The organism is Ideonella sp. (assembly GCF_041287625.1).
GTDB lineage: Bacteria > Pseudomonadota > Gammaproteobacteria > Burkholderiales > Burkholderiaceae_C > Ideonella.
The window spans coordinates 1-23481 of sequence record NZ_JBGGNH010000043.1; the positions used below are offsets into that span (position 1 = coordinate 1).

The following is a 23481-nucleotide window of genomic DNA, read 5'->3' on the forward strand; positions in this document are numbered from 1 at the left end:
TTGTAGCCCATCACCGCAGGCACCGCGACGGCCAGGCCGAAGGCGGTCATGATCAGCGCTTCGCCGACCGGGCCGGCAACCTTGTCGATCGAGGCCTGGCCCGAGATGCCGATGGCCGTCAGTGCGTGGTAAATGCCCCAGACCGTGCCGAACAGGCCGACGAACGGTGCGGTGGAGCCCACGGTGGCCAGGAAGGCCAGGCCATCCTGCAGGCGGCTGGCGATGTTGTCGACCGCACGCTGCACGCTCATGCCGATCCAGGTGTTCAGGTCGATGTTCTCGACCAGCGTGCCTTCGTGGTGGTGCGCCGCCTTCAGGCCTTGTTCGGCCATGAAGCGGAAGGCCGAGCCTTCTTCCAGCGAGTCGGCACCCTTGCGGATCGAGCCGGCGCTCCAGAACTCGGCGCCCGCAGCTTCGGCGCTCTTGAGCAGTTTGCGCTGCTCGAACAGCTTGGTGAAGATGATGTACCAGGAGCCCATGGACATGATGATCATGATGATCAGCGTGCCGCGGGCGACGAAGTCACCCTGGCTCCACAGCGCTTCCAGGCCGTAGGGGTTGTCGATGGTTTCCTTCTTGATCTCGGGCACCACGGGCGGTGCGGCGGGCTCGGCTGCGGTGGTGGCGGCAGGGGCAGAGGCTTCCTGGGCGAGGGCGGCTTGCGGCATCAGGGTGGCGACACCGGCCAGGCCGGCCGTGGCCAGGGTGACCGCCAGCAGCGGCGCGCGCAGTTGTTTCAGAAAGGACATGGACTCACTCCAGGGAACAAAACAGGGACAAATGCCTTGCCCGGCGGGCCTTTGCGGCCACAAAGAGGGGCAGGGCGACTGAGGATGGGTGTCGCGCGGCAGATCTGGCGTCTTTCTCGCGACAAACAAAAAGCTTGATTGATGCCGGACCCGTTGCCCGGGTCGTCACCCAACGACTGGCACACGGCGCACTTTTTGAAACTGCGAGTTCACTCCAGCTTCCAGACGTACTCGACTTCGAAGGTGCCGCCCGTGGGTTGGCCGTTTTCGTCAGCGCCAGCCTTGAAGGTGCAACTGCTGAGCTTGTCGAGTGCGATGCGGTCCAGCAGCTTGTGTTCGCGGCTCGGGCCGGCCGCCTTCACGACTTCGGCCTTGGCCAACTTGCCTTGGGCGTCGACGGTGAAGCGAATGCGCGTGGTGCCCGTGGCCTCGGCCCGGGTCGCGGCTGCGGGGTAGTCTGCGCCAGTGGGCGCGCAGTTGGAGATGTTGCCGATGGCCGGCCGGGCTGCCGCACGAGGCGGTGCCGGCGGTGCTGGCGGCGCGGGCGGTGCAGCGCTGATCGTGACCGGCGCAGGCGGAGGTGCGACCGTCGTCGTCGTGATCGTCGGCGCAACCGGCTGCGGCGCAACCTGCACTTCCGGCGGCGGCACGAAGGCCGGCGGCGGAGGCAGGTTCTTTGGCGGCGGAGGCAGGTTCTCCGGCGGCGGCGGCGGGGGCGGCTTGATCTCTTCGATCAGCTTGGTCTCCACCGGTTTGATGGCGACCTCCACCACCCGACGTGCCAAGCCACTCACCAGGGCGTAACCCAGCAATACGTGCAGCACGATCACCACCATCAGCCCCACAGGGTGCTTGCGGGGGCTGCGCTGCGATTCAGCGAAATCCACTCATTCCTCCAGTCGCCCTAGAAGGACGCTGTCTTTCTCATCGGCAGCGGCCTTTTGGGCCGCGAAAAACGCCACTATAGCGGGCAACTTCTGCCTGCCATTACAGGCTTGACCCTAATGATTCACGGCAAAACCGGCTCCAGCCCTTCTAACCAGCCGGTTGAACGGGCTGTTTACCGAGTGTTGCAATACTTCAGCGATGGTCAGCCAGGGCACTTTGACAAAGCGGTTCATGCAAGCGATTTCTGTGCCAGTGGAGCTTGGCAGATCAGGCACCAAGCTGGCGCATCGGCACCCTCGTGCACAACGCAGGCAAGCAATGTGCCGTCGTCACGCTGGAAGCCGCATGCAAAAAGGCCTCGATCTGCATCGAGGCCTTTGGCGTTTGGTGGAGATGAGGAGGATCGAACTCCTGACCTTCGCATTGCGAACGCGACGCTCTCCCAGCTGAGCTACACCCCCACTAAGCGCGGCAGTATATCAGCGCCAAAACGGGCCGCCAGCAGGCGCGATCAGCGCTTTCACGGGGTGCCCCCTGCGCCTGTCTTTGACGCGCCCACCGAGCGCAGGTAGTCCATGACCCTGGCACTGCGCCAGTTGGCATCGTGTTGGCAGCCTGCGGCGCGGGCGCGCTGGCAGGCCAGCACCGCCTCCTGCCGCGTATCGGTCGTCCACGCACGCAAATCGGCTGGCAGGTCAGGCAACTGCAGTTCCGGCGGCGGCACCGGGCCTTCGCGCAACCAGGCTTCGGCCTGCACGAAAGCGTCCCGGCGCATCAGGTCGATCATGTAGTCGCAGGCGGACTGCAGGCCGGGTTGCAGCTTGCCGGGGCTGACGGTGATGACCGGCAGCAGTGGTGCAAGTGTGGGCGCGAGGTGATTGGCATAGACCGTCGCGTGCCAGTAGCGTTCGGCCGTCTGGCGGAAGTGCGCCAGATCGCGCACCGCCACCAGGCCACATTCGTTGATCGGCAGGATCTCGACCTGCGGCTTGGTGACGAACACCGTGTCGTTGGACACGTCCACGTACAGCCCGCCGAACTGCAGCGCGTTCTGGAAGTACTGCTCGCGCAGCACGCCCCAGATGCTGCGCACGATGCCGCCCTGGGCGACGAAGTCGTGCAGCGCCTGCGTGACGGGATCGCTGGGCCGGGCCAGGCGTTGGGCCAGCCTGGCATACAGGTCCTGGGTGATCTCCTCGCAGCGGCCATACGGATAGGCCTTGCCGCCGGCCCACGGGAAACGCGGCGCCAGCGCCGCATCGGTCTCGGCCCGCAGCGTGAGGAAGTAGGCCATCAGCTGGTTGGACCATGGCCCCAGGCATTGCGCAGTCAGCGCGGCCTGGGCTGCGTCGACGGGCGCGATTTCCTGGGGCAGGCATGGCTTCACGCTGTCCATTCTGCCGCGCCCGGCCTGCTGGGCGGCGGCTTCCATTCGCTCGAAACAGCGGTGTTTCGCCCGGCTCCAGTGCTGCCTTCGACGCCGCCGGCCTTTCTATCCTGCGAACTCGGTCTCACACGCCTCGCGCACGGTCCTGCGGCGCTTCGTCCCTCTACAAGAATTCCCCATGCACGCATTTGCCAAGACCTTGTTCGTGGCCGCGGCCGCGCTCGTGCTGAGCGCCTGTGCCTCGCTGCAGCCGCAGCGGCTGGCCGGCGCCGAGATCAGCGACATCACCCAGGCCGACAAGCTCGCGCTGCAGCAGAACGCCGCACCGCTGGACGGCCCGCTGAGCCTGGAGGCCGCGATTGCGCGCGCCCTGAAGTACAACGCCGAGCGCCGCGTGCGCCGCATGGAAGAGGTCGTCGCCTTTGGCGGGCTGGACGCAGCCAACATGGACATGCTGCCGCGCCTCGTGGCTTCGGCCGGCTACCGCAACCGCGACAACGACCTGCTGGTGCTCAGCAAGGACCTGGCCACCGGCACCGTGATCGGCGGCCAGACGATTTCCTCCAGCCGTGACGCCACCAACGTTGACCTCTCCTTTTCCTGGAGCTTGCTGGACTTTGGCCAGAGCTACTACGCGGCGCGCCAGAGCGCGGACCGCTTCCTCATCGCCACCGAGCGCAGTCGCCGCGCCCAGCACCTGCTGGTGCAGGACGTGCGCACCGCCTTCTGGCGCGTCGCCGCAGCGCAAAAGCTGAGTGGCGAACTGCAGGCCACCACGCAGGTGGCCGAGCAGGCGCTGGCAGACGCCCGCAAGATCGAGCAGGAAGGCCTGCGCTCGCCGCTGGAGCCACTGCGCTACCAGCGCCAGCTGCTGGAAAACCTGCGTCTGCTGGAACTGGTGGACCAGGAACTGAACAGCGCACGCATCGAGCTGGCGCAGCTGATCGGCGCGCCCGGCGGCCAGGCCATCACCGTGGTCGAACCGGCTGCCGCACCCGCCACTGCCTGGCTGAACCAGCCGGTGGAGCGACTGGAAACCTACGCGCTGAGCCAGAACGCCGAGCTGCGCGAGAGCATCTACAACAGCCGCATCGCCCAGGCCGAAACCCGCAAGGCCATGCTGAAGATGTTCCCTGGCCTGTCGTTCAACTACGCACTGCGCTCCAGCAATGACCAGTACCTGATCAACCAGTCCTGGAACGAGACCGGGCTGCAGCTGTCATTCAACCTGCTGGGCGTGCTGTCGGCCATGGCGCAAACGAAGATGGCCGAAGCCGGTGTGCAACTGGCCGACCAGAAGCGCATGAGCACGCAGATGGCGGTGATCTCGCAGCTGCACCTCGCTCGCCTGCAATACGGCAACGCGGTGCGCCAGTACGAGCGTGCCGACGCGATCGCCCAGGTCGATGCACGCATCGCCAGGCATGTGGCGAACCAGGAAGCCGCTGCGCGCCAGACCCAGCAGGAACGCGTGGCGCAGCAGACGGCCGCCATCCTCTCGCAGCTGCGCCGCTACCAGGCCTTGTCCAGCGTGCAGGCCGCCGCCTCGAAGCTGCAGGCCACGCTGGGCCTGGAGCCGCGGCTGACGGCACCTGAAGCCATGCCGCTGGCCGACCTGACCCTGGCCGTTGCGGGCGTGCTCAAGGCCTGGGACGCCGGCACGCTGCCCGCAGAACCCGATGCTGCACCCGCAGACACCAGCAAGGCGGTGCAGTGATGCGCGCGATTGTTTTCTGCACGACTGTTGCCACGCTGTCGTTTGCCGCGCTGGTCAGCTTCGGCACCGAAGCCGCCGAGCCTGCACGGCCCGAGCTGCGCGAGGTTCGCGCCCAGCTCACGCCCAGGCGTTTCACCACGCTGGCCGCCGAAGTCGGCGCCAAGGTCCAGAGCCTGCCGGTGCCCGAAGGTGGCGCCTTCAAGGCCGGGCAGACGCTGGTGCAGTTCGACTGCTCGCTGCAGCAGGCGCAGCTGCAGAAGTCCAAGGCCGTGCTGGCTGCGGCCGATGCCACGCTGCAGTCCACCACGCGGCTCTCCGAGCTGAACTCCGCCGGCAAGCTGGAGCTGGAGATCGCGCAGACCGAAGCCGCCAAGGCGCGGGCCGATCTTTCGTACAACAACATCCTGCTCGGCAAGTGCCACGTGGCCGCGCCGTTCGCCGGCCGCGTCTCGGAGCAGAAGGTGCGCGAGCAGCAGTACGTGCAGCCGGGGCAGACGCTGCTGGAGATCATTGACGACGCCACGCTGGAGCTGGAGTTCATTGCACCTTCGCACTGGATGGCCTTCCTGAAGGTCAATTCGCCGTTCGAGATCCGCATTGACGAGACCGGCAAGACCTATCCGGCAGGCGTCGTGCGCACAGCGGCCAAAGTCGACCCGGTGAGTCAGTCGGTCAAGTTCACCGCGCAGATCCGCGGGCGCTTTCCCGAGCTGGTCGCCGGCATGAGCGGGCGCGTCATCGTCGACGTGCCGGCCCGCTGAACTTCGCTGCCTTCCATCTTCCGGCAGCGCCTGCGCTGCCTCCGGGCCGCCGCCCGCCGAACCGACATCACGCCATATGAACCGCCTTCCCCGCAGCATCTGGAATGACGTCGTCCGCAGGCTCGGCGCCTTGACCGGCAGTCCCGCCGAGCCGCACGCACCGGTGCAGCGCCGCACCGTCGTGCGCCCGTTGGTGCTGGAGCCTCGGCTGATGTTCGACGCTGCCGCGGTCACCGCCGCCGCAGAAGCGCTGCACCACGAGGCGCCCGCCGCGATGCCAGAAGCCAGCCACGGCGTCGCGTTGGCCGACGCCGCTGCGCGGCTTGCAGACGCCGCTCCCACCGCCGTCGCCGTGCACGAACAGGACAAGCCGACCCCGCACGACATCGTCTTCATCGACACCAGCGTCCAGGGTTGGCAGGCACTGCGCGACGGCGTGCTGCCGGGCGCCGAAGTCGTGTTGCTGGACCCCGCGCAGGACGGCCTGACGCAGATGCTGGCTTCGCTGCAAGGCCGCAGCGCGCTGGACTCGATCCAGGTGCTGAGCCACGGCGCCGAAGGCCAGGTCTACCTCGGTTCGTTGACGCTGGACGCGAACACCGTCGCCAGCCGCGCCACCGACCTGGCCGCGCTCGGCGCTGCCTTGAACCCAGGCGGCGACCTGCTGCTCTATGGCTGCCGCGTCGCCGGCGGCAGCGGCGAAAACTTCATCCACGCACTGGCCGCGGCGACTGGTGCCGACGTGGCTGCGTCCACCGACAACACCGGCGCCACCTGCGGCGGCAGTGACTGGACGCTGGAGGCTGCGACCGGCACCATCGAAAGCCGGCTTGCGCTGAGCCAAGCGGCCCAGCAAGCCTTCTCCGGCCACCTCGCCACGCTGGTCGTCACGACCAGCGACGACACCGCCGGCGGCGACGACACCAGCTTCGGCGCCAACCTGTCCGACGACGAAAGCGATGGCAGCGGCCTGTCGCTGCGCGAGGCCATGCACTGGGCGCAGGACGGCGACACGTTGCAGTTCGGCAGCTTCGGCAGCCCGAGTCTGGTCGGCGGACAGACGATCACGCTGAGCAGCAACCTGACGGTGCGCGACGGCATCGTCTTCAACATCGACCCCACCAACACGCTGACCATTGACGGCGCCGACCTCGAACTGAGTGGTGCGCTGAACGTGGCCGGCGGCGGCGGCGACACCTTGAGCCTGGATGCCAACATCACCGGCACCAGCGGCAGCCTCACGGTAGACGACGCCACGCTGACACTCTCGGGCGCCAACACCTACGCCGCAGGCACGATGGTGCGCAATGCCCTGCTGACGGTGAATGACGGCGGCCAGCTCGGCAGCGGCACGGTGTCGCTGAACGGCGGCAGGTTGAGCGTCATCGCCGGTGGCGCGGACATCGGCAACAACCTCGACATCGTCGCGCAGTATGGCGAGGTCGAAGTGGGCGACGGCGTGAGCATTGTGCTGGCCGGCCAGCTGTCCGGCGGCGACATGCTGCTGAAGTTTGGCGGCGGCACGCTGGTGCTGGCCAATGCCGGCAATGCCGCCACCTTCAGTGGTGACACGCTGGTGTACGGCGGCGTGATCGGCCTCGACCAGGACGGCGACCTGGGCAGCGGCACGCTGGCGCTCAATGGCGGCACGCTGTCGCTCACAGGCACCAGCAAGATCAGCCACGGCGTGGTCCTGGGCAGCCTCGGCGGCACCATCGACGCCAGCAACGATGTCACGTTGTCCGGCGTCGTTTCCGGCAGTGGCGACCTGACCAAGAGCGGCAACAGTCAGCTCACGCTCAGCGGCACCAACACCTTCACCGGCGCGGTCACCATCACCGGTGGCACGCTGGCGCTGTCCGGCGGCGCGGCATTGGCCGACAGCGTCGCGGTCACGGTCAGCAACGGCACGCTCAGCCTGACGACAAGCGAAACCATCGGCTCGCTGGCCGGCAGTGCCAGCGTTGCGCTGGGCGCCAACACCCTGACCGTGGGGGGCGACAACACGAGCACGACCTTCAGTGGCGTCATCGACGGCACCGGCGGCTTGACCAAGGCCGGCACCGGCACGCTCACGCTCTCGGGGGCCAACACCTATCTGGGGGCTACCACCGTCTCGGCCGGCGGCCTCAGCCTCAGCGGTGGCAGCTCGATTGCCGACACCAGCGCCGTGACCGTGGCCAGCGGCGCCACGCTTTCGCTGGACGGTGGCGGCGAAACCATCGGCTCGCTGGCCGGCGCCGGCAACGTGGTGCTCAGCTACAAGCTCACCACCGGCGGCGACAACACCAGCACCACTTTCTCCGGCGTCATCTCGTCCACCAACACCAGCGGCATCACCAAGGCCGGCAGTGGCAGCTTCACGCTCAGCGGCAGCAACACCTACACCGGCAGCACCACCATCTCGGCCGGCACGCTGGTGCTGGCGGGCGGCCATGCGGTGGCCGACACCAGCGCCGTCACCGTCAACAGCGGCGCCACGCTGAGCCTGAGCACCAGCGAATCCATCGGCTCGCTGGCTGGCAGCGGGGCCGTGGACTCCGGCAGCCGCACCCTGAGCACCGGCGGCAACAGCACGAGCACCACCTTCTCCGGCACGCTGACCGGCAGCGCGGAGCTGATCAAGTACGGCAGCGGCACCTTCACGCTCTCGGGCAGCAACGCCAGCAGCCTCAGCGGCGGCATCCGCATCACCGGCGGCACGCTGAGCGTGGCGGACGATGCCAACCTCGGTGCCGGCACGGTGACGCTGAACGGCGGCGCGCTGAGTGTCACTGGCAGCACCACCATCGACAACACCATCGCGCTGAACACCAGCGGCAACCTGACGGTCAGCACCGGCAGCGTCACGCTCAGCGGCGCGCTGTCCGGCAGTGCCGCACTGAACAAATTCGGGAATGGCACGCTGGTACTGGCCAACAGCGGCAACTCCGGCACGCACAGCGGCCAGACCCGCATCTACGCCGGCACGCTCAGCGTGGCCAGCGACAGCCAGCTTGGCGCCGGCACCGTCACGCTCAACGGCGGCACATTGAGCATCACCGGCGCAACGACCATCGACAACGCCTTCCTGGTCTATGCGGACTCCATCATCAGCACCAGCGTCGCGGCCACGCTGAGCAACGTCATCAGCGGCAGCGATGGCCTGACCACCGAGGGCAGCGGCAGCCTCACGCTGAGCAACGCCAACACCTACGGCGGCAGCACGACGGTGGCCGGCGGCACCCTGAATCTCACCGGCAGCCTGGCCAACACCAGCGTGCTGACGGTTGCCAGCGGCGGCACGCTGGCCGGCACCGGCAGCGTCGGCGGCGTGGTCGTTGTCAACTCGGGCGGCACCATCGCCCCCGGCACCAGCACAAGCAACGGCGCCGGTACGTTGACACTGAACAACGGCCTGGTGATGCAGGCCGGCAGCACCTACGCGGCCGACGTGGCCGATGCCACGCCCGGCAGCGGGCATGACCAGATCGTCGTGCACGGCAGCGTCACGCTCAATGGCGGCACGCTCAGCCTCGCGGTGGTCAACGGGGCAGTGTCGGCGGGCGACAACCTGGTGCTGATCGCCAACGACGCCGCAGACGCCATCGACGGCAGCTTCGACAACCTGTCCGACGGCGCCACCTTCACGACCACCGATGGCCACCCGCTGCAGCTGGCGCAGGCCGGCGGCGACGGCAACGACCTGTTGTTGGCCGTGCTGAACGCAGCGCCCACCGCCACCGGCATTGCCGCGCAGAACGCCACCGAAGGCAGTGCCTTCAGCTTCACGCTGCCGGGCAACAGCTTTGCCGACGTGGACGTGGGCGACACCCTCACGCTCAGTGCCACGCTGGCCAGCGGTTCTCCGCTGCCCAGCTGGCTCAGCTTCAACGCCGGCACCGGCCAGTTCAGCGGCACGCCCGGCCAGGCCGATGCCGGCGCCGTCAGCGTGCGCGTGACCGCCACCGACGGCAGCGGCGCCAGCGTCAGCAGCGACTTCAGCCTCACGGTCACCGCCTTGCACCACGCGCCTGTGCTGGCCGCGCCGGCCGACATTCAGCTGACCGACACCGCCGCTGGCGACAGTTTTGCCAACGCCACCGGCCAGCTCTCGGCCAGCGGTGACCTTGGCCTCACGCTGCAGTTCAGCATCGACGGCGGCAGTGCCGGCTCGGCCACCGTGGGTGGCCACAGCTACGACAGCTACAAAGCCGGCAGCTTCGGCACGTTGTGGCTGAACAGCGCCAGCGGCTTGTATGTCTACGTGCCCGACGCCGCCGCGGTCAACGCCACCGCAGGCACCACGCAGGAAAGCTTCGCGCTCACCGTGTCCGACGGCGGCCTCGCCGCGCACAGCAGCCTGGTGGTGCACATCGCCGGTGTCGACGATGCGCCGCAAGGCAGCGTCGCCGTCAGCGGCAACGTGGTCGTCGGCCAGGTGCTGACCGCTGCGCCCGCGCTGACCGATTCGGAAGGCGTGGCCGGCATCACGCTGCGCTGGCAGGTTCGGGATGGCAACGGCCAGTGGACCGACGTGGCAGGCGCCAGCGGCAGCACGCTGCTGCTCAGCGACGCGATGGCCGGCCATGCACTGCGCGCAGTGGCCACCGTCACTGACACGCAGGGCGCGGTGGTCGACGTGGCCTCGGATGCGTCCGCCACCGTCGTCACGCCGCCGCCTCCGCCACCTGCACCCGCACCTGCACCAGAGCCCGCTCCCGTGCCCGCGCCTGAGCCTCCCGCACCCGCGCCGGTGCCTGAGCCGCCTGCGCCTGCACCGGAACTGCCGGCACCCACACCTCCACCTGCACCCGAGCCTGCACCTTCTCCGGCGCCCGCGCCCACACCAGAACCGCCGGCCCCGCCAGCGCCAGCGCCCACGCCTGTACCCGCACCGGCTCCCGTCCCCATCGTGCGACCGCCGCAACTGGTGAACCCCGACGCCACGCCCGCCACGCCGGTGGCCTCGCCGGCACCGGCTCCGGTGTTCGTGCACGACACGGCCGCCTTGGTGCCGCTGCCTTCCGTGACCGCGCCGCCGCGCGACGCGGCCAGCGGCCTGTCCTTGCAGTCCTTGCGCAGCAGCATCGCCTTCGACGCCACGGCTGCTACCGAGCTGGCTTCGGCCAGGCCTCTGGCCACCACGGTGGAAGTGGGCCGCGACGGGCAGGTGCAGTTCGCGCTGCCGCCTGCCGGTGACGCCAATCCGGTGCAGGCCGCGCGCCTGGCAGACGGTCAAGCGCTACCCGGCTGGCTGAAGTTCGACCCGGTGAAAGGCACGCTCAGCGGCAAGGCGCCCCCCGGCTTCAAGGGTCTGCACATCGTGCTCAGCACGCGGGACGCAAACGGCAACGTGGTGCAGACCACCGTGGACATTGATCCGGTCGAACCTGCTGGCGAATCCGCGCCGGCCGGCCCCACGTCCAAAGCCCCGCAAGGCGATGCCGCACCGCGCCTGGCCGCGCGACCGGCGTTCAGCGAGCAACTGAAGACTGCAAGCCAAGGTCACACGCTGGCAGCGCATGACCCCCGCTCGCCCGGAGCCCGCAGTTGAACGACACGGCCAGCCCGCTGATCCCGCTGCTGTCGCTCGCCCACCAGGCGCGCGAGGCACGCAGCAGCGAGGAGCTGGTGTTCCTGCTGCTCAACGACAGCCGCTCGCTGCTGCACTACCGGCAGGCCGTGCTGTGGCAGGCCGGCACGGGCGTGCGCGGGTTGTCCGGCGTCGTCGAGCCGGACCGCAACGCGCCGTATGCCCTGTGGTTGCAGCGCCTGTGCGCGCACCTCGCGAGCCAGGCCGGGCAGGGCGTGGTGGACCGCGCCGCATTGCCGGCCGATCTCGCGGCCGAATGGTCCGAATGGCTGCCGGCGCAGGCGCTGTGGCTGCCTTTGCCTGGGGCTGCGGCCGGTGGCCTGCTGCTGGCGTCTGACGAGCCCGTGCCAGAAGTCGCGCTGCCGCTGCTGCAGGAATGGCTGCACGTGTGGACTCACGCTTGGCAGGCGCTGCATCCGGTCCGTCGTTGGTGGCGCACTGCGAGCTCGCCCGAGGCCGCGCCGCGTGCCTGGTGGCGCCGCCGCGCGGTGCAGGTCGCTGCAGCGTTGCTGTTGCTCTTGTTGATCCCCGTGCGGCTCTCGGTGCTGGCGCCGGCCGAACTGGTCGCGGCAGACGCCTTGGTGGTGCGCGCGCCGCTGGACGGCGTGGTCGAGCGCTTCCAGGTCCAGCCCAACCAGGCGGTGACCCAAGGCCAGCCCTTGTTCAGCTTCGACCAGGCGCCGATTGCCAGCCGGCTGGACGTGGCGCGCCAGGCGCTGGCCACCGCCGAAACCGAATACCGCCAGGCCGCGCAGCTCGCGTTGGCCGACCCGCATGCCAAGGGCCAGCTCGCAGCGGCGATGGGCAAGATCGAGGAAAAGCGCGCCGAGGCCGCCTTCCTCGAAGACCAGTTCGCCCGCTCTCGCGTGCTGTCGCCCCGCGCCGGCCTCGCCATCTTCGACGACCCTTCCGAATGGGAAGGCCGCCCCGTGCGAACCGGTGAGCGCATCCTGCGCGTGGTGGACCCGAAGCAGGTCGAGGTCGAAGCCTGGCTGCCTGTGGGCGACGCCTTGCCGCTGCCCGCAGGCGCCGAGCTGCGCCTCTACCTCGCCGCCACGCCGCTGGACCCGGTGCCCGCGACGCTGCGCTACCTCGCGCACGATCCGGTGCAGCGCCCCGACGGCAACTACGCCTACCGCGTGCGCGCCCAGCTCAGCGAGGCGACCGAACACCGCATCGGCCTCAAAGGCACCGCGCGGCTGCAGGCCGGCTGGGTGCCGCTGGGCTACTGGGTGCTGCGTCGCCCGCTGGCCATGGCCAGGCAGTACATGGCGCTATGACCAGCCTGGCTGTCCTGCGCGAAGAGCTGGGCCTGTACCCGGCACCACGGTTGGCCGATGGCCAGCCGGCCTGGACGCTGCACGACCCGGTGAAGAACCAGTTTTTCCAGCTCGACTGGCCCAGCTTCGAAATCCTCAGCCGCTGGCATCTGCGTCAGCCGGCCGAGATTGCCACGGCCGTGTCGCAAGACACCACGCTCGCGCTGGCCGAGGCCGACGTGCTGCGCCTGCAGGACTTCCTGCAGCAGAACCAGTTGCTGCAGCAACCTGCTGGCCAGGCGCGTGAACTGGCCGCCCGGCTGCAGCGCCAGCGCGGCAGCGTGTGGACCTGGCTGCTGCACCACTACCTGTTCTTCCGCGTGCCGCTGCTGCGCGCGGACCCGCTGCTGGGCTGGCTGGCGCCGCGGCTCTCCGCGCTGTTCTCGCGCCGCTTCCTGGGGCTCACGCTCATCGTCGGCCTGCTGGGCCTGGCGGGGGTGCTGCGCAATGCCGAGGCCTATGCCGGCACGCTGGTCGACCTGTTCAGCTGGCAAGGCCTGGCCGCCTACGGGCTGACGCTGGCCGCCGTGAAGCTGGCGCACGAACTCTCGCACGGGCTGATGGCCAAGCGCTTTGGCTGCCGCGTGCCAACCATGGGCGTGGCGCTGATGGTGCTGTGGCCGGTGGCCTACACCGACACGACCGAGGTCTGGAAACTCCCACGCGCGCGCCAGCGGCTGGCCGTCGCCGGCGCCGGCATTGGCGCTGAACTCGTCATCGCCGCCTGGGCCACCGCGGCCTGGTTGTGGCTGCCCGAGGGCGGTTTGAAGACGGCCGCCTTCCTGCTCTCCAGCACCACCTGGATCTCGACGCTGCTGGTCAACGCCAGCCCCTTCATGCGCTTCGACGGTTACTTCCTGCTGTCCGATGCGGTCAACATGCCCAACCTGCACGCACGCGCCTTTGCGCTGGCGCGCTGGCAATTGCGCGAGATGCTGTTCGGCCTCGGCGAGCCGGCGCCCGAGGCCTTCTCGCGCCGCAAGACGCTGGCGCTGGTCGCCTTTGCCTGGGGCACCTGGCTGTACCGCCTGGGCCTGTTCCTGGGTGTGGCGCTGCTGGTCTATCACTTCTTCGTCAAGGCGGTCGGCATCGCCTTGTTCGGCATCGAGCTGGTGTGGTTCATTGCCGCGCCGGTGGCCAGCGAGCTGAAGGCTTGGTGGGCACGGCGCGAGCGCATCCACCCTCGGCGCGGCCTGCTGCTGGCGGTGCCGCTGCTGGCGCTGGTGTTGCTGTTCGTGCTGCCCTTGCCGGGCCGTGTCACCGGCATGGGCCTGCTGCAGCCCGCCGAGCAGCTGACGCTGTACGCACCGGCCGGCGCAAGGGTCACCGCCCTGCCGCACCGGCATGGCGACGCAGTGCGCCAGGGCGAGCCGCTGTTCGCGATCGAGTCACCCGCCTTGCAACTGCGTGCGCTGCAGGCCCAGGCCCGCGCCGCCAGCGTGCAAGGCCTGGCCGCGGCCTCGGCCTTTGACGCGCAGCAGCGCCGCGACTGGCAGCTTGCCGCCGAGCAGATGCAGGCCACGCAGGCCGAAGCCCGCACCGTCTCGGCGGACGCGCAACGCTACGCTCCGACCGCACCGTTCACCGGCCGCTTCTACGACCTGGACCCGGACCTGCACGTGGGCGACTGGGTGGCGCAGAACGAAGTGCTGGGCCGGCTGGTCGCCACCGGCCCACGCCAAGTCGTCACCTATGCAGACGAGCAGGAAGTGCGGCGCCTCGCGGTGGGCGACGAAGGCCTGTTCATCGTCGACCCGCTGCGCGGCCCCGCGCTGCAGCTGAAGGTTCGCAGCATCGAACGCGACGCCGCCCGCACGCTGAACGAAAAGCTGCTCGCCAGCCCGCTGGGCGGCCAGTTGCCAGTGCGCCAGCAGGGCGAGGTGTTCTACCCCGAAACCGCGCTCTACCGCGTGACGCTGGACGTGGCCGGCGGCATTGACGAGCCCGAGCAAAGCTGGCGCGGCCTGGTCAGCATCCACGCACGCGCCGAGCCGCTGGCCAAGCGCATCGCACGGCACGTGCTCAGCGTGTTCTGGCGCGAAGCCGGCTTTTGAGGGCCCAAGGCTAGGTTTCCGTTTCGGACCTATCTGGAGGCTGCACGTCGCCGGCTGTGAGTCAGCGACTTAGCGGCCATCGGCGAGCCGACGCTGAACCTGCTTTTCATTCAAGACTGAACTTTTCCCGTGGGGGAATTGCTTCAGTTGGGTGGCTGCTTCAAGGCTGACTGCGGCCCTACGCAGCAGGGCGGCTGGCCCTCTCTACGCGCTAAGCGCACCGACCAATTCTCGCCAACACTCGCAAAGTGGCGGCCACCAGCACCACTTGAATTTTGGTTTTTTGGCTGCGGAGGCTTTCCAATCAAGGAAGCAAGCGGGGCGTCGTGGGAGCGCCGCCAATAGAAACCCGGAACCCGCGTTGTGTGAGATTCTCGAAGGCCTTCGTTAGGTTGACCTTGCTGAAGAACGGCAAGTTCTGCTTGAGCGTTGCACTGTCTTCACCCAGGATCAGGAAAACAATCTCGTAGTCAGCGCTTCTGACAGTATGCAAGGGCACGAGATCATGCGCAGCTGCATTTACCCTGCGCAGCACCGTTCTCGCCTTCTTGCGGAACGCCTTGTCGCCAAGCATGATCTCAGCAGCCACGCCGCCCTGAGCAAAAAGATGGCTCAGCCCAGCCGATCCTCCCTTGCGATGCTTCACGTGCACCAACTGCTTTGTAGGAGTCAAGAGGTCACAGAGCTCGATAGGTGACGTGGTTCGATCGGTTTTGACGAGCTGCTTGTCTAGGAGGAAATATCCATGTGCTGCGGCAGCTCGAATGTTGTAGTCGCCTTCGGACTCAATTTTTGATACACCTCCTTCTTCCCACACCTCAACTGCCGGGAATGCAAGGGTAGAAATCTGAATCGAGTTCAATGTCTCGGCAATACGACCAATGAATGTCGCATCAACCTCATACCACTTGCCATCGAAGATTATCTTCGTTTTGTCGCCATTAATTATTTCGAAGTAGATGCATCGGTACACCGAGTGCTCAGTGGTGTTTCCATCGACATCATGGACAAACAGTCTGTCACGCTTTAGGTTCTCGATGGTGAGGCTGGGCAAGTCAGCAATCGTGTTTATGTAGTCTTCCGAATTGATGACGGGGCGAACAACGTCCTTATTGCGTGTGAAGCTGAATCCAAGGATCGTGTCCCATGCGCCGATCTCTGGCAGCGTGACCAGAATTCCAGGATTGCGCGCGGAGATAGCTTGAACTAGCTGTGCGTTTAGCGCATTGACAGAGGCCTCGTCTCTGACCTTGCGCACGTTATCCACCCACGAAAAGGAAGCTTTGTAGTCCTCGTTGGCATAGTATCCTTTGATACGTTGGGCCAACGCTGGGAAATCAACGGCTTCCATGTCAACACCGAACGAGAACATCGCGTCTCCACCGGCGATTTGCTTAAGGGCAACCCCGCGCTTCGGGATGCCAGTCACAGCGCGAAGAACATCTCGAAGAATATCGATGCCGAAGACACCTACCTCTGAGTCGCGCGCAGCCTGGGACTTTTTCTGAACTGGTTGGTCTTCTAAGGTATGCAAGTCAACGCTGCGAAGTGACTTGTTGTCGAGGGTATTGAGCGCTGTGCGGAGGCCGAAGTCTTGTACGAACAGCGATTGCTCGATCAGATATCGGCCGTAGCCGAAGGCAAATGCAAAGATGTCACCGTTCGATCGGAGCAACAGCACCGCAGAACTCGATCGATTTGCGAGGTCTGGAATGACATGGCCCGCAGCCTCATCTAGCAAGGAGCCCCAGCTAGGCCTCTTTTCCGCGCTTTGCCTCACGAAAAGAACCCCATCAATACCCAAAGAATTCGCCATTGGATAAGTGATAACTGGTGCTGCAGCAAGCAGGTCGGCAAACGTCATGCCTGCGCCCAATGGCTTGGCCATAAAAAGGTTTAGGCGCCGGTAGGTTCTTGCCATCTTATGCCCTCCTGGGTATTTTCGCTCTCGCGGTCTTTTGGCTTAACTAGTGATGCAGGAGCGGCACTCCACGTAGCGAGTGGCGGATTCTCCCTCTCTCCATACTGGCAAACGGAAATCGTCCGAATATCCCGACACGAATCAGCTCTGCGCAAAGATTTTTTCGTCGCGACAGTTTTGACCAGTCCGCCATCATGCGCCATCTGCCATGCCTGCTGTTCGGCTCAGAGCGGTCACATGCCGCTTAGTTGTCGCCGACCGTTTTCGCTGCATTGCTGACATTCTGCCCATAGACTAGCGCTTCTTCCATTCGTGCTTGGCCGCTTCGGCCTTGACCTTCATGTAGAAGTCACGCGTCTCGGGCCGCAATCCGAAGGGGACGTGCGTGCAGAGCAGGCCGACCTGCGTCGTGAACAGTTTGAGGTGGTGGAGAAAAAAGCGCTTCTCCTCTCCCGTTGCAGTCGAAAGCGCCGCTTCCAGTTCGGCAAACCTAGCCTTCGCCTGTTCGAAGTACTTCTCGTTGCTACTGCCGCCACCGTCGCCATAGATTATTGGAAACAACTGGTGCGGTTGAACTTTCAGTCCGCCATCCTTGAGCCGTATCTGGTTTGTCCCCGACCTGATGTCGGCGAGCAGGGCCGAAATCGAAGACCGAACCTTGTCTGCGCTTGTCGAAGGGTAGTGATGGTCAAGTCTACTGAAAGACATGTTGCGCGCATAAGCGGCTAAGTCTTGCCGCTCCAAGCTGATGCAGTCCCAACTGTGGGCAAACTCATTCCTGATCTTCCGCAAGCACTCAAAGTCGTTGAACTGCTCTTCGTCAATCAAGCCTAATGCGTGCGCTGCCTTGATGCGAGCCGATAACGTCCCAAGAGGCGCGTTGAACCCGGCGAATAGGTCGCGGCTTGACTTGTTATCGCGCAGGAAAGCCAGAATCAGGTCGCCCAGCGCCTCTTCAGCGAAAGCAGCAAGCGAGAGAACGAGGCCGCGCTCGTCGTGGCTCTGCAACGCACGCGAGAGCTTGTTCAATGGCCCGAAGATGTTGTCCGTGGGTTCTTCGGGCAGCGGTTCGTCCGGTGGTGTGGTCATGAATTTGAGTTTCCTCGACATCATGTGCTCGCACAACCAGCGCGCCGCCTACTAGAGCTGAGCTCACCGCAATAAGTCGTGGCGGTCCCCATCGACGGAGTCGACTCGACGGTGAAGGCGGCCAAGCGATCCGAGGCGAGCGGTGGGCCGCGTTCAACGTCGCGGATGATGTATTCCGACAACGCCTCGCCAACTGACCGCTTCGCAGCGAGAGCAGCCATTTGCCGCGCGCCCTCGAAGTGCCTTAGTCGCCGCAAAGCGTTCTTTCAGCGAGGGCGCGGGCGAGCCTGGGCGCTGCGCTTTGCCGAGGCCATGGGTCGCGTTCAGGCTTGAGAGAAAGAAGTTCAGCCTTGAATGAAAACCGACGTGCCGTCTCAGACAGCCTGCAGCCGCACCTGCCGCCGCTGCCAAAGCGTCTCGGCGCTGTACAGCATCAACGCGCCCCAGATCAGCGCGAAGCCGATCAGGCGGGCCGGTTGCATGGGCTCGCGGAAGATCAGCACGCCGAGCAGGAACTGCAGGCTGGGGCTGACGTATTGCAGCAGGCCCAGCGTGGCCATCGAGATGCGCTGCGCGCCGTAGCTGAACAGCAGCAGCGGCACGGCGGTGATGGGGCCGGCCAGCAGGAGCCACACCCAGGTCATCGCGTCGGCTTGCGCGGTGTCGCCGCCGTGCGTGCCCAGCCACAGCAGCGCCGGAATGGCGACCGGGGCCATCAGCAGCGTCTCGGTCGTCAGCCCTTCGAGCGCACCCAGCGGCGCGGTCTTCTTCAGGAGGCCATAGGCGCCGAAGCTGGCGGCCAGGCCGAGTGCGATCCACGGCGGCGAGCCGGCCACCGCGCCCAGCCAGGCCACGCCTGCGGCTGCCACCGCCAGCGCTGCCCATTGCAGGCGCCGCGGACGCTCGTGCAGCACCAGCACGCCCAGCAGCACGTTGACCAGCGGGTTGATGAAATAGCCCAGCGCGGCTTCGACCACGTGGCCGTTGTGCACCGACCAGACGTACAGCACCCAGTTGATGGACAGCAGGAAGGCGCTGGCCGCGTAGGTTGCGACCGTGCGCGGGGAGCGCATGGCCGGCCCCAGCCAGCCCCACTGGCGCCGCGCGCCGAGCACCAGCAGCATGCACAGCAGCGCCCAGACCGAGCGGTGGAAGATCAGCTCGACGGCGCTGATCTGCGACAGGCGGTGGAAGTACAGCGGGAACAGGCCCCAGCAGACGTAGGCCAGGCCGGCGGCGTAGACACCAGGATTCATGGAGCGCTTGGGTTGGGCAGGTCGCCGGGCTGGCGATTGTCCCCAGCCTGCAATCCCCCCATGGCCCCGATGGCACGCACTGCCTCCGAACCTTCGTCCCACTGCCACTCGCCTTGTGCGAACAGTGCCTGCCAGGCCGCATCGGGCGGCGCGTGCAAGGCCAGCGACTGGCCGGTGATGGGGTGTGGAAGCGTCAGGTCCATCGCATGCAGCCACAGCCGGCCGTGGCCGAGCCAGGCGGCGACTGCGCGGTTGTGCGGGCCCTTGCCGTGCGTCGCGTCGCCGACGATGGGGTGGCCCAGGTGCTTCAGGTGGCGGCGGATCTGATGGCGCCGGCCTTGCTGCGGTTGGGCCTCGACCAGCGCATAGCGGCTGCTGGCATGCCGGCCGTCAACCTGGAACGGCCATTCGATGCGCGCCAGCCGGCGGAATGCTGTGCAGGCCGGCAGCTGCGGCTGGCCTGCGCTGGGCAGCTCGGGGTCGCGTGCCAGCGGGTGTTCGCAGCGCTGTTCCAAAGCGGGCCAGCCGCGCACCAGTGCCAGGTAGCGCTTGTGCACCAGGCCTTGCTCGAAGGCCGCGGCCAGCGTTTGCGCCGCCGCGGGCTGGCAGGCGAAGACCAGCAGACCAGAGGTGCCTTTGTCCAGCCGGTGCGCGGGCGCCAGCATCGCTGGTGCCTGGTCACCGAGCTGCGCTGGCAGTTGCTGGCGCAGGCGCTCGACGACGGTGTCGAACTCGTGCGCGTCCAGCGCGGTGCGGTGCACCAGCAGGCCGGGTGGCTTGTCGACGACGAGCAGGGCTGCGTCGAGGTGCAGCAGCGCCAGCGGCGGCGTGGCGGAGGTGTCGGTCACTCCGTCAGCATGTCCAGGTAGAGCCAGCCCCCGGCGTCATCGCGCTCGAAGAGGCTTTTCTCGTGCAGGCGCTGCGCTCGCCCGTTCAGCTTGCAGCGGGCGACGAACTCGACCATCGCGTGTGTGGCGTCCAGCGCTCGGTGCTGGCGCACTTCCAGCCCCAGCCATTGCAGGCCGGGCTCGTCGGGCGCAAGTTCAGCCGGCCGGGTGTCCGGGTGCCAGGTCTGCAGCAGGTAGTCGTGTTGGCCCAGCACAAAGGCGCTGTAGCGCGAGCGCATCAGGTTTTCGGCGTCTGGCGCCTGCAGGTGCAGCGGGCCGGCGTGCCAGCGGCCGCAGCAGTCGCCATAGGCCAGCACCGTTGGCGGCTTGCGGGCCGGTGCGGCGGCGGTCCGGCCGCAAGGGCAGGGCGCGGCGGTGGCCACCGTGTCAGCCGTTGTTGTTGCCGCGCGCGACGCGGCGGATCTCGTCCAGCACCAGGCAGATGGCGCCCAGCGTGATGGCGCTGTCGGCCAGGTTGAAGGACGGGAAGGCCCGGCCGTCGTAGTGCACCTGGATGAAGTCGACCACGTAGCCGTGCATCAACCGGTCGATGACGTTGCCCAGCGCGCCGCCCAGGATCATCGAGACCGAGAAGCAGAACAGCGTCTGCTTCGGGTGGCGGCGCAGCATCCAGACGATGAAGCCGGACGCCGCGATGCCCAGCACCACGAAGAACCAGCGCTGCCAGCCCGAGGCGCCGGCCAGGAAGGAGAACGCCGCGCCGGTGTTGTGCACCCGGACCACGTTGAAGAACGAGGTCACCAGCTTGCTGTCCCCGAGCTGGAAGTTGCTCAGGATCAGCACCTTGGTGAACTGGTCCAGCAGGATGACCACCACGGCCAGGCCCAGCCAGACGGCCAGGCCGGCACCGGAGGACGAGGAACTGAGCGCGCCGAAACGGCGTTGGTTTGCACGGGCCATGTTGTGGGAGTCTCAGGCAATCAGCCGGGTTTCGCCCGCGCCGTAAAGGTTGCTCTCGCAGCGGCCGCACAGGCCGGGGTGTTCCGGGTTGATGCCCACGTCGTCGCGGTAGTGCCAGCAGCGCTCGCACTTGGTCGCGCTGCTGGGGGTGACGGCGACGGCCAGTTCGGCACCGTCCGCCACGGCCGCAGCCGAGGTGATGGTGACGAACTTCAGGTCTTCGCCCAGCGAGCGCAGCAGTGCGGCGTCGTCCAGCCCCGCGGTGATCAGCACGGTGGCCTGCAGCGAGGCGCCGACCTGGCCGGCCGTGCGCACTGCCTCGATCTCCTTGTTGACCACGTCGCGGATGGCCCGCACGCGTGTCCACTTGGCCAGCAGCGCTTCGTCCGGCACGGCCGAGACCTCGGGGAAGGTCCAGTAGTGCTCGGTGAACAGCGTGCCGGTGGTGTTCTTGGCGGCGAAGATGGCCCACGCTTCCTCTGCGGTGAAGCTGAGGAAGGGCGCCATCCAGCGCAGCATCGCGTTTGTGATGTGCCACAGCGCGGTCTGCGCCGAGCGGCGCGCGAGGCTGCCAGCGGCGGTGGTGTAGAGCCGGTCCTTCAGCACGTCCAGGTAGAACGCGCCCAGGTCTTCCGAGCAGTACACCTGCAGCTTGGCGACGACAGGGTGGAACTCGTAGGCCGTGAAGTGCTTCAGGATGTCGGCCTGCAACTCGGCGGCGCGGGCCAGCGCGTAGCGGTCCACTTCCAGCATCTGCTCGAACGGCACGGCCTGCGTGGCCGGGTCGAAGTCCGAGGTGTTGGCCATCAGGAAGCGCAGCGTGTTTCGGATGCGGCGGTAGGCATCCACCACGCGGGCGAGGATCTTGTCGTCGATGTTCAGGTCGCCCGAATAGTCGGTGGACGCGACCCACAGGCGAACGATCTCCGCACCCAGCTTGCTGGTGACCGACTGCGGCTCCACCGTGTTGCCCAGGCTCTTGCTCATCTTGCGGCCCTGGCCGTCGGTGGCGAAGCCGTGGGTCAGCAGGCCGCGGTAGGGCGCGCGGTCATACAGCGCGCAGCCCAGCAGCAGCGAGCTGTGGAACCAGCCGCGGTGCTGGTCATGGCCTTCCAGGTACAGGTCGGCCTCCGGGCCTTCCGAATGGAAGTCGCCATTGGCATAGGCGTGCGCATGGCTGCCGCGCAGCACGTGCTGGAAGGTCGAGCCGGAGTCGAACCAGACCTCAAGGATGTCGGTGCTCTTGGTGTACAGCGGCGCGTCTTCTGCGCCGAGGATTTCCTCGGTCGTCACGCGGCTCCAGGCCTCGATGCCGCCCTTCTCAACGATGTTGGCCGCCTGGTCCAGGATGTCCATCGTGCGCGGGTGCAGCTCGCCCGAATCCACGTGCAGGAAAAACGGGATGGGCACGCCCCAGCTGCGCTGGCGCGAGATGCACCAGTCCGGCCGGTTGGCGATCATGTCGCGCAGCCGGGCCTTGCCGTTCTCCGGGTAGAACTGCGTGTGGTCGATTGCGTCCAGCGCGAGCTGGCGCAGCGTCTTGCCGGCCTTGTCCTTGGTGAAGACGCCTTCGCCTTCATCCATGCGCACGAACCACTGCGCGGCGGCGCGGTAGATCACCGGCGTCTTGTGGCGCCAGCAGTGCGGGTAGCTGTGGGTGATGGTCTTGGTGGCCATCAGCCGGCCGGCGTTCTGCAGCGCTTCCAGGATGACCGGCACGGCCTTCCAGATGTGCAGGCCGCCGAACAGCGGGAAGTCTGCCGCGTAGGTGCCGTTGCCGGTGACCGGGTTCAGGATGTCCTTCAGCGGCAGGCCATGGGCCACGCAGGAGTTGAAGTCGTCCAGGCCGTAGGCAGGAGACGAGTGGACCAGGCCGGTGCCGTCCGTCGCGCTCACGTAGTCCGCCAGGTAGACCGGCGAGAGGCGGCGGTAGCCCGCGTCCACGTCGTACAGCGGGTGGCGGAACTCAAGTCCGCCCAGCTGCTTGCCCGGCGCGGTGGCGATGACCGTGCCTTCCAGGCCGAAACGCTGCAGGCAGCTTTCCACCAGGTCTTCGGCCAGCACCAGGCAGCCCTTGGGCGTGTCGACCAGCGCGTAGCTCAGCTCCGGGTTGGCGTTCAGCGCCTGGTTGGCCGGGATGGTCCAGGCGGTGGTGGTCCAGATGACGGCGAAGCCGGTCTTGCCGGCCGGCAACGAGGGAAGGCCAAAGGCCGCGGCGAGCGCGCCGGCGTCGTTGGTCTCGAAGGCCACGTCCAGCGTGTCGCTCTTCTTGTCGGCGTATTCGATCTCGAACTCGGCCAGCGAGGAGGCGCAGTCGAAGCACCAGTAGACGGGCTTCAGGCCACGGTAGACAAAGCCCCGCTCGATCACGCGCTTGAAGGCGCGGATCTCGCCCGCCTCGTTGGCCGGGTCCATCGTGCGGTACGGGCGCTCCCAGTCGCCCAGCACGCCCAGGCGCTTGAAGTCCTCGCGCTGCTGGCCGATCTGCTCGGTCGCGTAGGCGCGGCTCTTGGCCTGCATCTCGTCGCGGCTCAGGTTGCGGCCGAACAGTTTTTCGATCGCGTTTTCGATCGGCAGGCCGTGGCAGTCCCAGCCGGGGATGTACTGCGCATCAAACCCGCCCAGCTGCTTGGACTTGACGATCATGTCCTTGAGCACCTTGTTCAGCGCGTGGCCGATGTGCAGCTTGCCGTTGGCGTACGGCGGGCCATCGTGCAGCACGAACAGCGGCGCGCCGTGGCGGGCGTCGCGCAGGCGCTTGTACAGGCCGCCGTCGGCGCGGCTGGTGTCGTTCCAGTCCTTGATCCAGGCCGGCTCGCGCTTGGGCAGGTCGCCGCGCATCGCAAACGGCGTGTCCGGCATGTTCAGCGTGTCGCGGTAGGCGCTGGGCGCCGGCGTCTTGGAGGTCGGGGCAGTCGAATCGGTCATGGCGTTGGGCGCCGCATCGGCGAGCGCGT

Annotated in this window: 15 protein-coding genes and 1 tRNA gene; 5 read left to right on the forward strand and 11 right to left on the reverse strand. The window is 67.1% G+C overall.

The annotated features are described in order from the left end of the window. From ACAH41_RS16845 to ACAH41_RS16860, 4 genes are all read right to left on the reverse strand, one after another. Positions 1-749 (reverse strand): MotA/TolQ/ExbB proton channel family protein (locus ACAH41_RS16845; protein WP_325656834.1); only part of this gene is annotated, 749 nt, incomplete at its 3' end. A 209-nt stretch (positions 750-958) separates the two neighbouring features. After that, entirely contained in the window at positions 959-1636 is a 678-nt protein-coding gene (locus ACAH41_RS16850) for a TonB family protein (protein WP_325656832.1), read from the reverse strand. Between the two features lie 386 nt (positions 1637-2022). Further along, positions 2023-2098 (reverse strand) — tRNA-Ala (locus ACAH41_RS16855). 59 nt (positions 2099-2157) lie between these two features. Then, complete coding sequence (locus tag ACAH41_RS16860) at positions 2158-3033, reverse strand: hypothetical protein (RefSeq protein WP_370538382.1); 876 nt, start codon at positions 3031-3033, stop codon at positions 2158-2160. Between the two features lie 169 nt (positions 3034-3202). Between ACAH41_RS16860 and ACAH41_RS16865 the strand changes: the two genes are divergently transcribed. The 5 genes from ACAH41_RS16865 to ACAH41_RS16885 all read left to right on the forward strand — a co-directional run bounded on the left by ACAH41_RS16865 (position 3203) and on the right by ACAH41_RS16885 (position 14450). Continuing rightward, positions 3203-4741 carry a TolC family protein gene (locus ACAH41_RS16865; RefSeq protein WP_325656829.1) on the forward strand — a complete coding sequence of 513 codons (1539 nt, stop codon included), beginning with the start codon at positions 3203-3205 and terminating at the stop codon, positions 4739-4741. Continuing rightward, a complete protein-coding gene (locus tag ACAH41_RS16870; protein WP_325656827.1) occupies positions 4741-5502 on the forward strand; it encodes an efflux RND transporter periplasmic adaptor subunit in 762 nt (253 codons plus the stop codon). Before ACAH41_RS16865 ends, ACAH41_RS16870 begins: the two co-directional genes overlap by 1 nt. Before the next feature lie 76 nt (positions 5503-5578). Continuing rightward, positions 5579-11038, forward strand: coding sequence for a DUF4347 domain-containing protein (locus ACAH41_RS16875; RefSeq protein WP_325656825.1), 5460 nt, complete (start codon positions 5579-5581; stop codon positions 11036-11038). Further along, positions 11035-12357: an HlyD family efflux transporter periplasmic adaptor subunit gene (locus ACAH41_RS16880; RefSeq protein WP_325656816.1), complete on the forward strand. Its 1323-nt coding sequence runs from the start codon at positions 11035-11037 to the stop codon at positions 12355-12357. Before ACAH41_RS16875 ends, ACAH41_RS16880 begins: the two co-directional genes overlap by 4 nt. Further along, positions 12354-14450: an HlyD family efflux transporter periplasmic adaptor subunit gene (locus ACAH41_RS16885; protein WP_325656814.1), complete on the forward strand. Its 2097-nt coding sequence runs from the start codon at positions 12354-12356 to the stop codon at positions 14448-14450. Before ACAH41_RS16880 ends, ACAH41_RS16885 begins: the two co-directional genes overlap by 4 nt. Positions 14451-14754: 304 nt before the next feature. Here the strand turns inward: ACAH41_RS16885 and ACAH41_RS16890 are convergent, their stop codons facing one another. From ACAH41_RS16890 to ileS, 7 genes are all read right to left on the reverse strand, one after another. After that, a complete protein-coding gene (locus ACAH41_RS16890) occupies positions 14755-16371 on the reverse strand; it encodes a TIGR04141 family sporadically distributed protein (protein WP_325656812.1) in 1617 nt (538 codons plus the stop codon). A 294-nt stretch (positions 16372-16665) separates the two neighbouring features. Then, a complete protein-coding gene (locus ACAH41_RS16895) occupies positions 16666-17460 on the reverse strand; it encodes a hypothetical protein (RefSeq protein ID WP_325656810.1) in 795 nt (264 codons plus the stop codon). Between the two features lie 374 nt (positions 17461-17834). After that, positions 17835-18716, reverse strand: a complete 882-nt coding sequence (rarD, locus tag ACAH41_RS16900) for an EamA family transporter RarD (RefSeq protein ID WP_325656808.1) — start codon at positions 18714-18716, stop codon at positions 17835-17837. After that, positions 18713-19564 carry a pseudouridine synthase gene (locus ACAH41_RS16905; RefSeq protein ID WP_325656806.1) on the reverse strand — a complete coding sequence of 284 codons (852 nt, stop codon included), beginning with the start codon at positions 19562-19564 and terminating at the stop codon, positions 18713-18715. The genes rarD and ACAH41_RS16905 overlap by 4 nt, the downstream gene beginning before the upstream one ends. Next, positions 19561-19986: a YchJ family protein gene (locus tag ACAH41_RS16910; RefSeq protein WP_370538383.1), complete on the reverse strand. Its 426-nt coding sequence runs from the start codon at positions 19984-19986 to the stop codon at positions 19561-19563. Before ACAH41_RS16910 ends, ACAH41_RS16905 begins: the two co-directional genes overlap by 4 nt. Before the next feature lie 4 nt (positions 19987-19990). After that, on the reverse strand, positions 19991-20524 hold the full coding sequence (gene lspA, locus ACAH41_RS16915) for a signal peptidase II (protein WP_325656804.1): 534 nt from the start codon (positions 20522-20524) through the stop codon (positions 19991-19993). 12 nt (positions 20525-20536) lie between these two features. Continuing rightward, positions 20537-23452: an isoleucine--tRNA ligase gene (gene ileS / locus ACAH41_RS16920; RefSeq protein WP_325656802.1), complete on the reverse strand. Its 2916-nt coding sequence runs from the start codon at positions 23450-23452 to the stop codon at positions 20537-20539. Between the last annotated feature and the right edge of the window lie 29 nt (positions 23453-23481).